This is a genomic window from SAR324 cluster bacterium (genome assembly GCA_029245725.1).
In the GTDB taxonomy this organism is placed as follows: Bacteria; SAR324; SAR324; order SAR324; family NAC60-12; genus JCVI-SCAAA005.
Genome location: JAQWOT010000304.1, coordinates 1 through 9891, shown reverse-complemented (window position 1 = coordinate 9891; position 9891 = coordinate 1). Strand labels below are relative to the sequence as shown.

Below are 9891 nucleotides of genomic sequence, written 5' to 3'. Positions count from 1 at the left end.
GTTGCGCGATGAAGAGTTTGAAAGCCTAACAGGTATTGCTGTTAATTGGGCACATATCCCATTTGTCACCCTTCAAGAGAAGGTGGCAAGTGTTGGAGTAGCAGCTGATGGTAATTTTGATGTGGTGAACTATTTAGATTCTTGGGGGCCTGCAAATGCCTATTGGCTGCAACCAATCGATGAATGGTTGGAACAAGACGGCATAAGCATGGATCGCTATCCTGAAGCCTTTAAAAAGAGCGCGATGTTCAAAGGAGAAACTTTAGGATTCCCATTGCGCGCTCATCCCCAGTTGATGTTTTATCGCAAGGATCTGTTCACCAAACATGGAATCAGTGAACCAAAGACATGGTCTGATGTCGTCAGCGCGGGGAAAATGATCAAGGAGAAAGAGGGAATTGGGGGACTCGCCTGTTACTATGGGGCTGATGGCAACAGACAAAACCTGTTTATTTGGTTGAACTACCTCTGGGCAGCCGGAGGGGATGTTTTCGACAGTCAAATGAAACCCGCCTGGACTACGCCTACAGCGATTCAAGCAACCAAAGACTACATCGAAATGCATACCTCTGACGATATCTGTGGGGAGGGTGCTGTTTCGAATGTGGAACAGGATGCAAGGATCCAATTTTCGCAAGGGAAAGCAGCTATGATTCCAGTTTGGTGGTGGGCTTATAGTGGATTCTACAACCCCAATCAGTCTACTTTGTCGAAGGAGCAGGTTGCTTTCACAGGGATGCCTTCCTACAAGGGGGAAACGGTAACTTACGCGATCAGCATGCCTTTCAGTATTTCGAAGCATTCAAAGAACCAGGAGGCAAGCTGGGAGTTCTTGAAGTGGCTCTCCAATCCAGAGCTTGACCGAAGAAATGCCATTGAACGAGAGGTCGCGGGTGAGGCAATCGTGAACAATGTCGTTACCCACAAGCAGAGCCTTGTAGATCCTGAGGTAAATGCTGCGAATGACAACATTCAGCAAGCCGCAGCTCTGAGTCTTGCGAATTCTGACATCATGCCTCAGATCCCTGAATGGCCTGAAATTGGAGACTTGCTTTCAAATGCGATTCAAAAAGCCTCCACGGGGAGTAATGTCGAGGAATTGATGGCAGAAGCAGGCCAACGAGCAGAACGTATTTTACGAAGAGCTGGTTACTGATTCGGTCTTAAAATGCGTGACCGACACCTTAAATACCTATTCGTTTTACCAGCATTGGTATTGGTGTTGGTTACGTCCTTTTGGCCACTGCTCCAATCATTCTGGCTCAGCTTTCGAGAATGGAAACTCAGTCGAGCTCGTGAGTCGAGACCTCTCTGGGAACCAGAATTTGATGGCTGGGAAACCTGGCCCTACCTCTTGGAGAATTACCAGCGAGCCCTAGAAGATGACCTACTCTGGAATTCCGTGCAGGTCACAACCATTTTTATGTTCGCTTCAGTAATTGTGTCTGTCGGTTTGGCTTTGGGGTTGGCTCTTCTGCTTGCTCCAGGGGGTAAGTTCCGATTGACTGTTAGGACACTGCTCATTCTTCCATTCGCCATGAGTCCTGCGCTGATTGGAATTTCGTGGCGGTTCATGTTCCAACCTGATTTTGGATTGTTTCAGGCTCTCTTTGGTGCCTTAGTGCCAGGTTTGGCAGATGTGGATTGGCTTGGAGACCCTACCCTGGCTCTAATTGCAATCATTGGTAGTGACGTTTGGCATTGGACACCCTACTTGACGCTTGTATTCATAGGAGGGTTGGCTAACGTGCCCCGGGACGCTCAAGAAGCAGCGATGATTGATGGGGCTTCCAGTTGGAGAGTATTTGTAGATGTTACTTTGCCAGCTCTGATACCCGTTCTGGCAGTAGGGATTATTCTGAAGAGTATTTTCTCCCTGAAGATGTTTGATCAGGTCTACATGTTGACTAATGGAGGGCCAGGTAATGCCACTCAAACCCTCGCTCATTACATCTATTTCCACGGGTTCAAGTACTATGATATGGGCTACGCCTCAGCAGTTTCCTATCTTTTGGTGATTCCAATGCTAGGGTTGACCTGGCTTTACATGAAACTTGTTTTCCTGAAACGCTGATGGGCAACACAATTAGAAAGCAAGTAGCGGATCTTTTTCAATTTGTGCTAATTCTTTGCGCTGCGGTAGTTATCCTCGTTCCAATTTATTGGATTGCCTCCGGAGCTTTCAAACAACAAGTTGATGTTTTCCAACTCAAGCTTCTCTTCACTCCAACACTTGCCAACTTCAACGAAATTTTCCGTTCCCCATACAATCTCCACGAAAAACTTCTCAACTCCACAATAGTTGCCGGAACAACCGTTATTGTTGCCATTCCAATGGCAACAATGGCAGCTTACAGCTTCTCAAGATTTCGGCTGCGATTCGAGCGCACGATGTTCCTGATGATCTTATCTACTCAGTTTGTACCAGCCGTCGTTATTGTTCTTCCCTACTTCCTTCTGTTTAGAGATTTGGGTTTGCTTGATACAAGGCTTGCCTTAGTCCTAGTTAATTTGTCGTTGATCCTCCCCTTTGCTATTTGGATGATCAAAGGATTCATCGATGGCATTCCTTTGGATACTGAGGAAGCTGCCCTAGTTGATGGTTCGAGTCGGCTTCAGGTGATTTGGAATATTGTTTTGCCAATGGCTTTGCCCGGAATCTTAACGGCTGCAATTTTCTGTTTCATTCTGGCTTGGAATGAATTTCTTTTTGCTGTGATCATTACCAACAGCAAGGCGGTTACGATGCCGGTGGGCTTATCACTTTTTCACGCTGAGGAGGGCGTCCTGTGGCATCTCATTTCTGCGGCTGGCATTCTAATCATGCTGCCAATGTTTGGGTTGGCAATGATCATTCAGAAACATTTTGTCCAAGGTATGACCCTTGGCGCAGTGAGATAAGTAGGACTTACTGATGGCATCTGTGACCTTAAAAGGTATTACGAAGCGCTGGAATGAATTTGTTGCAGTCAGAGATCTAAGCCTATTGATTGAGGATCAGGAATTTTTGGTGCTGTTGGGGCCCTCAGGATGTGGTAAAACAACCACGATGAGAATGATTGCCGGCCTCGAAGAACCAACCCTTGGAGAGGTTTTTATTGGCGAACGTAAAGTCAATGACGACCTTCCAAAGGATCGTGATGTAGCAATGGTCTTTCAAAATTATGGTCTGTATCCACATCTGTCCGTTTATGAAAATATTCGCTACCCACTGAAAGTCCGTAAAGTTTCCAAGTCTCTGCATTCAGAAAAAGTGCAGCAAGCTGCTGAAAAAGTTCAATTGGATCATTTGCTCGAACGCAAGCCCAGAGAACTCTCCGGAGGTCAACGTCAAAGAGTTGCCTTGGCCAGAGCAATCGTCAGGACTCCAACAGTTTTTCTGATGGATGAGCCTCTTTCGAATCTTGATGCCAAACTTCGTGTGACAATGCGTGCAGAACTGAAGCATTTACAGCATGAACTAAAGATCACAACTGTCTATGTAACACACGATCAAATTGAAGCAATGACTCTGGCGGATCGTGTGGCAGTGATGGATCATGGAATCATTTCGCAACTGGGACCACCTGAAGAAATCTACAATGATCCTGCAAATCTTTTCGTTGCAGGATTTATTGGATCTCCGCCAATGAATTTAATGAAAGGTAAACTCCAAGATAACAACTTTCAGCATCCAAATTTTTCAATCTCTATCAACCACGAAGCAAACCTGGAAGAAGCAACTCTTGGAATTCGTCCTGAAGATTTAATTTTGTGTGCTGCGCAAAAAGGAGTTCTTCAGGGAACAGTTTACGCCCATGAGTTGACAGGTGAATCGACTTTTACCACCATCAACGTTGGGCCAGATCGGCTAACGATACGAGGCCCTAAAGAATTCAAAATAAACATCGATGAAGCTGTTGGGGTACAGTTTGAAGCTAGCAAATGCTTCTTGTTTTCGAATCAAACCGGAGAAAGAATCTGATTTAAAGACCCAAAACTTCTCTCCATCCTCCTTCCTTGTTAAGCTTGCTTGAGTTAGTTTCGTAAATGCCAATATTCAAGCATCTATTGAATCCATGCGACTGAATATCCTGCTTTTCTTGAGTCTTGCGCTAATTTGGACTGGGTGTGTTCAAGAAAATCGTTACGACTCACTTCAAGGAAAAACCTTGGAAGAAATCCAGGAAATTTATCCCCCCCAAGATAATAAGACAGTAAAATTAGGAATCGCTTTTGGTGGTGGTGGAGTGCGGGGATTTGTTCATCTTGGGGTGATTCAGGCGCTAGAGGAAGCAGGGGTTCAGGTGGAGATTGTGACTGGAACCTCAGCTGGTGCCATCGCTGCCGTTTTGTATGCCTCTGAGCTTCCTCTTCAGCAAATACAGCAGGAAATGATCAAGCTTGAAAGGTGGGATGTTACGGATCCGGTGATTAGCCTGAACGGCTTGATTCAAGGTAGAAAACTAGCTTTATGGATCAATCAGATCTTGGGAAACAAACTTTTGAGTCAACTTCCAAAAAAGGTAGGAGTTGCAGTCACAGAACTGGTGGACAGTCAACTACTACTCGTTGTTGAGGGCAAAGCAGGGGAGGCTGTGCAGGCTTCATCAAGCATTCCAGGAACTTTTGTCCCAGTGAAAGTTGATCAAGAAATCTGGGTGGATGGTGGAGTGCTCTCTGTCGTCCCTGTCCGATTTGCCAGGGCACTTGGAGCTCACAGAGTACTTGCTATCGATACCTTTTGTGGAAGAGGCTATCCTATCAGTGAAAATGCATTTTGGACCACTACACAGGCTTTTCGACTGCAAATGTGTAGCGGCAACAAAAATGAGTTGGCAGAAGCAGACTGGTTACTACGGCCGGATTTCGAGCCTAAAGACTTTCTAAGCTTTGCAGAAAGAAATGTTGCTATTCAGGCCGGTTATGAGGCAATGAAAGCGCTTCTGCCAACCATAAAAGCGGAATTAGCAAATGGAAACTAGAATTTTAATCTCTGTCCGCGTCTCAAGGCTTTAATGGAATAAAAAGTCTCTCGCCATTGTATACCCCCCTGTCGCCAAGTGCTAAAAGTGGAACGGGCTAAGGCCCAAACGATCACGAAAAGGAGTAATGGACTGAGAAGCCTCTCCAACCACCCGACCCCTTGGGCTTTATCTCCAGAGATCCAAGCGAGCCAATATCCTGAAAAAGCCCCAACAGCAGCGAGACTTAACAACCAATCTCCAGAAAGAATAGAAAGCCAAGGGGCAAAAGCAACAAACAGGATCCCATTGATTCCCAGGAATGCTCGCCAATATTGATATTGGGCACCTGCAAATAAATTTTTCTCAAGTCCTCTTATCAAATCTCCCATACTTGGATACCACTCTACCCCGAGGCACTCGCGTCCCCAGTAGACATCAAGTATACCTCCAGCCTGCCATACCAACTGAGCCAATGCTAAGTCGTCCACAACCTCCATTTTGAGCCACGAAAGACCAGGGCTTTTTGCCAATTGAGAACGTCTGACAACGCCACAAGCCCCTACTCCAACAAAGGAATTTTGGTTTTTGACCTCCCAGATTCTAGTAGCGAGAAAAAAACCGCTAAGGGAAACGGTGTACAGAGCTCTCAAAATGCTTTGTCGTGCTTGTACTTCGGGTACGACGCAAAGATAATCGACTGAGCTTCTTTCAGCTACGTCAATGATCCGATCTATACATCCTTTTTCGAAATGCACGTCCGCATCAGTGAATAACAACCACTCCCCCGTCGATCTGAAGAAACCTTGGTGCATGGCATGCACTTTCCCAAGCCACTCAGGAGGTAATTCTTCAACATGGTGAATCAAGACTCGCGAATCTTTTTCACCAAGTTTTGCCAAAATTTCATCAGTTCCATCTGTAGATCGATCATTAACCAGGATAATCTCAAGGTTTGGATACTTTTGGGCTAAAACTGATTTCAAAGCATTTTCAATTGTGTGTGCCTCGTTTCGAGCAGCGATGATTACACTAAGCCTAGGGTGAATTCTATCTCCATCTGATGAGATTGAGGGAAGACTCTGAACGTGTTTTAAAGACAGCCAAATCCCCCAGGCTACCAGGTACCAAGGTAGACATCCTAAAAACAGTAACGCTTCAAAAGACCAAAAAATATCAAACATTTGTTTAATGAATAAGAATTTGAAAGAAGCCCCAAATTTCAATGAAGCAGATGTTCAACTTCGAGAAAAGATTCGTAAACAGGGCTTGTCGCTTGGTTTTGATTGGGTCGGTTTTACAAGTGCTGCTGACAATATGACCCATTCTAGTTATTTAGCGTGGCTTGAGGAAGGGTTTGCTGGAGAGATGAACTATCTCCACAAACATGCAGCTCAAAAGACTTCCTCTCAAAACGTCTTGGAAAGCGCTCAAACCGTCATTTCCGTTGCTTGCAATTATTTTCATGATGACACCCCGACGATAAAATTTCAGGATTCGAGTCGGGGACGGTTTAGTCGTTACTCGTTGGGAGATGATTATCACCTGATTCTCAAAGAGCGTTTGGAAGAATTTAGAAAGTGGCTTTTGAGCGAAGGGCTGGCTTCAGGTTTTGAGCAGACACGTGTCTATGTCGATACGGGGCCACTTCTGGAAAGAGAGTTGGCTTGGCGAGCTGGATTCGGTTGGTTTGGAAAGCATAGCAATCTGATTCATCCAAAACTTGGATCATGGTTGTTACTGGCAGAAGTTCTAATTGACTCAAAAATTCCTCCTGATCAGCCTTTTTCAGGGATTGATTGTGGATCTTGTACTCGTTGTATCGAAGCTTGCCCGACTGGAGCAATCGTCTCTGATCGGCAAGTGGATGCACGACGTTGTCTTTCTTACCTGACGATTGAATTAAAAAATACGATCCCAAAGCAATATAGGTCGAAACTACAGAACTGGATTTTCGGATGTGACATTTGCCAGGAAGTCTGCCCTTGGAATCGTAAAGCACCCAAAACATCTGATTCCACTTGGAAGGCTCGAAATGGTTTAAAAGATCGAAAACTCTGGGATTGGGTTCGACTAGAGCAAGAGGAATTTTCGAAGCAGTTCAGAAAAAGTGCGGTCAAACGTACGAAGCGAAGGGGTTTACTTAGAAACGTTGTGACCGCATTGAGTGCTTGTTCTCACCCGCAAGCCCTATCTGGTCTGCTAATAGGCCTAAAAGATGAAGAAGAACTGGTACGTAAGCATTCTGCATGGGCCCTCGGCTTTCGCAGCCAAAGAATCACGAAGAGCATTCTTTGGCGCCACCTCAGAGTTGAAAAAGCTGAACAGGTCATTATTGAAATTCAGGAAGCACTCGCCAGCAAGGAAATGCATTCTATCAAGCGAAAAAGAGCATGTTTGCTCACCCGACAAGTTTCATTAGCTTTGGCAAGAAAACACCGCTTGGGCCCTTCAGATGGTAACCACCGGAGATCATCGCATAATCGGAGAACCAAGTTACTTCAGGATTGATGTCAATGATCATTCCTCCATTCTGAGCAACAGTTTTGAGAATCACAGCTGGAAGTGAAGTAGCGCCGGTGGTTCCGATTGTTAATAGAAGATCTGCCTCCTGTGCAGCTTTTAAAGCACTTTCACTGCGGTACAGTTCCTCATTGTAAATTTCATCAAACCAAAGAACGTGTGGCCGCATCAGATTCCCTGGTTCGTCACGGAGTTTAGATTTTACCTCTTCAGGTAGAGGCTCCTTCGGATCAAGTTCTTCAACAAAATCTGGCATTGGCAGCAAACTTGGCCAGCTTGAATCAAAGATGCGCATATAATTCAAATTGCCATGGATTTCGTAGACTTTTTCAGGACTATTGCCTGCTTTGAGATGGAGGCCATCTACGTTTTGGGTAATCAATTGAAATCTTTCACCGAGAAGCTGCTCAAGTTCCACTAAAGCACGATGCCCATCATTTGGTTGAGCTGAACGATGCTTATAAATTCGGGTCAGATACCAATGCCAAACCTCCCATGGATAGTTGCGGAATTTATCAACTGTCGCTATTTCCATTGGCGTGTAATTCATCGATCCAATTTTCCAGTAACCATCTTCTCCTCGAAAAGTGGGGATCCCACTTTCTGCTGAAATACCTGCTCCAGTTAAGGCAATGATCTGGCGGTCTGGATCATCAACAGCAGTTTTCCATATTTCCGCTACGGTCTCTGAAATTTGGTACATATTAATTCTTGGATTTGTGATTTCTTAGGGCTTGATTAAATTTAAGTGAATAATCACATACCTTTTCTGGTATTATCTTATAATTAAAAAATTGAAATTATTGATTAAATTAAATTCAGTGAGAAGAAAATGAATCCAATTTGGAGTCCATCACCTGAGTTTGTTCTACAAAGTCGAATAGAGCAATTGCGAAAAAGAATCTCCGCTGAAAATTCTATCAATCTAAATGATTACAGTGAACTGCATAAGTTCAGTATAGAAAATCAAGAAATTTTTTGGCGAACAATTTGGGAGGATATGGGACTTCAGGGAGTTCACGGCGAAGTAGCTTTGGAAAATCCCCAGTTGATGCCTAGAGCAAAATTTTTCCCAAAAGGAAGGATCAATTTTGCAAAAAACTGCCTGAACCACGACCAAAATGATGAGGCAATTGCCATAATCTCTCACGATGAAACAGGTCTTCGCAGAGAATTGAACTGGGGGGAATTGAGAGCAAGTGTTGCGAGTTTTCAGCAGGTACTTAGGGAAGCTGGTGTGATGGCTTCAGACGTGGTTGGTGGTTATGTGGCCAATGGCCCTGAAGCTGTGATCGCAGCTTTGGCAACCCTTTCTTTGGGAGCGATCTGGACCTCTTGTTCTCCAGACTTTGGTGTACAGGGGATGCTTGATCGGTTTGGGCAAACAAAACCGAAGGTGATCGTTGCAGGTTGCTCGGTTCGCTACAATAAAAAGCCGATTGATCTCACTGAAAGGATAATCGAGATCTGTCAGGAACTACCGTCCGTCACGCATCTCATTCATTTCCCTGGTACAGAGGCTGTAGCGGGGACTGAGTTTTCGAAGCTAAAATTAACTTCGCTTGATTTTCCTGAGCCAGCACCTTTGGATACTGAATTGTTTTTTGAAGACACTCCATTTCTGCATCCAGCTTTTATTCTCTATAGTTCAGGTACCACTGGTCAGCCAAAATGTATTCTGCATAGTCATGGGGGAACCCTCATTCAATTGGTGAAGGAGCATCAATATCACGTAGATTTAAGAGCTAATGAAAGGCTTTTTTTCTACACCACGTGCGGGTGGATGATGTGGAATTGGCTGATTACTGGCCTTGCATCAAAAGCTACAATTGTTCTTTATGACGGGTCTCCTTTTTCAAGAGGAGCGAAGACGCTCTGGGAAATGTGTGAACAAGATGATTGGGCTATTTTCGGCACCAGCGCAAAATACATTTCAGCCTTAGAAAAACAAAAATGGCAGACTCCTGAGAATATGAAGTTATTGAAATTAAGAGCAATTCTTTCAACAGGCTCTCCACTAGCTCATGAATCTTTTGATTATGTGTATAACAAATTAAAAGCCGAAGTTCTTCTAGGGTCAATCTCAGGAGGAACTGACATTGTGTCCTGTTTTATGCTTAGTTGCCCTGTCAGGGCAGTCTATCGGGGCCAACTGCAAGGGGCTGGCCTTGGGTTGGCTGTTGACATTTTTGATGAAGAGGGAAAACCAGTTCAAGAACAAAAAGGCGAGTTGGTTTGTACAAAACCTTTTCCTGCTATGCCAATTGCTTTCTGGGATGATCCTGATCAAAAAAGATATCGTTCAGCCTATTTTGAAAGATTTGATGGGGTCTGGACGCATGGTGATTATGCTGAAAGAACAGCCCAAGACGGATTTGTCATTCATGGTCGATCAGATGCGGTACTCAATCCTGGAGGAGTCCGA

General features: G+C 44.6%; 9 protein-coding genes. 7 read left to right on the top strand and 2 right to left on the bottom strand.

Features of this window, described 5'->3' with window-relative positions; translation table 11 throughout:
* The 5 genes from P8O70_16225 to P8O70_16205 all read left to right on the top strand — a co-directional run.
* A partial coding sequence (locus P8O70_16225) for a sugar ABC transporter substrate-binding protein (GenBank protein ID MDG2198390.1) occupies positions 1–1156 on the top strand: 1156 nt, incomplete at its 5' end.
* A gap of 12 nt (positions 1157–1168) precedes the next feature.
* The gene (locus tag P8O70_16220; protein MDG2198389.1) at positions 1169–2074 is read left to right on the top strand and encodes a sugar ABC transporter permease; all 906 of its coding nucleotides are present in this window, start codon (positions 1169–1171) and stop codon (positions 2072–2074) included.
* Positions 2074–2901, top strand: coding sequence for a carbohydrate ABC transporter permease (locus P8O70_16215; protein MDG2198388.1), 828 nt, complete (start codon positions 2074–2076; stop codon positions 2899–2901). The genes P8O70_16220 and P8O70_16215 overlap by 1 nt, the downstream gene beginning before the upstream one ends.
* 13 nt (positions 2902–2914) lie before the next feature.
* Entirely contained in the window at positions 2915–3964 is a 1050-nt protein-coding gene (locus P8O70_16210) for an ABC transporter ATP-binding protein (GenBank protein MDG2198387.1), read from the top strand.
* 94 nt (positions 3965–4058) lie between these two features.
* The gene (locus P8O70_16205; protein MDG2198386.1) at positions 4059–4964 is read left to right on the top strand and encodes a patatin-like phospholipase family protein; all 906 of its coding nucleotides are present in this window, start codon (positions 4059–4061) and stop codon (positions 4962–4964) included.
* Here the strand turns inward: P8O70_16205 and P8O70_16200 are convergent.
* Positions 4961–6127 (bottom strand): glycosyltransferase, encoded by a 1167-nt coding sequence (locus tag P8O70_16200; GenBank protein MDG2198385.1) that lies wholly within the window; start codon positions 6125–6127, stop codon positions 4961–4963. The two genes, P8O70_16205 and P8O70_16200, sit on opposite strands and share 4 nt — an antisense overlap.
* A 7-nt stretch (positions 6128–6134) precedes the next feature.
* Here P8O70_16200 and queG point away from each other — a divergent pair, with 7 nt between their 5' ends.
* Positions 6135–7454, top strand: a complete 1320-nt coding sequence (gene queG / locus P8O70_16195) for a tRNA epoxyqueuosine(34) reductase QueG (GenBank protein ID MDG2198384.1) — start codon at positions 6135–6137, stop codon at positions 7452–7454.
* On the opposite strand, the gene P8O70_16190 is transcribed toward queG, so the two are convergent.
* A complete protein-coding gene (locus P8O70_16190) occupies positions 7345–8169 on the bottom strand; it encodes a Sir2 family NAD-dependent protein deacetylase (GenBank protein MDG2198383.1) in 825 nt (274 codons plus the stop codon). The genes queG and P8O70_16190 overlap by 110 nt on opposite strands.
* A 129-nt stretch (positions 8170–8298) precedes the next feature.
* On the opposite strand from P8O70_16190, the gene P8O70_16185 reads away from it, so the two are divergent.
* Positions 8299–9891, top strand: a 1593-nt coding sequence (locus P8O70_16185) for an acetoacetate--CoA ligase (GenBank protein MDG2198382.1), incomplete at its 3' end; no start/stop codon positions are given.

Coding starts and splice junctions, on each gene's coding strand:
- P8O70_16210 (MDG2198387.1), top strand. CDS start 2,915: ATGGCATCTGTGACCTTAAAAGGTATTACGAAGCGCTGGAATGAATTT.
- queG (MDG2198384.1), top strand. CDS start 6,135: ATGAATAAGAATTTGAAAGAAGCCCCAAATTTCAATGAAGCAGATGTT.
- P8O70_16190 (MDG2198383.1), bottom strand. CDS start 8,169: ATGTACCAAATTTCAGAGACCGTAGCGGAAATATGGAAAACTGCTGTT.
- P8O70_16215 (MDG2198388.1), top strand. CDS start 2,074: ATGGGCAACACAATTAGAAAGCAAGTAGCGGATCTTTTTCAATTTGTG.
- P8O70_16200 (MDG2198385.1), bottom strand. CDS start 6,127: ATGTTTGATATTTTTTGGTCTTTTGAAGCGTTACTGTTTTTAGGATGT.
- P8O70_16205 (MDG2198386.1), top strand. CDS start 4,059: ATGCGACTGAATATCCTGCTTTTCTTGAGTCTTGCGCTAATTTGGACT.
- P8O70_16220 (MDG2198389.1), top strand. CDS start 1,169: ATGCGTGACCGACACCTTAAATACCTATTCGTTTTACCAGCATTGGTA.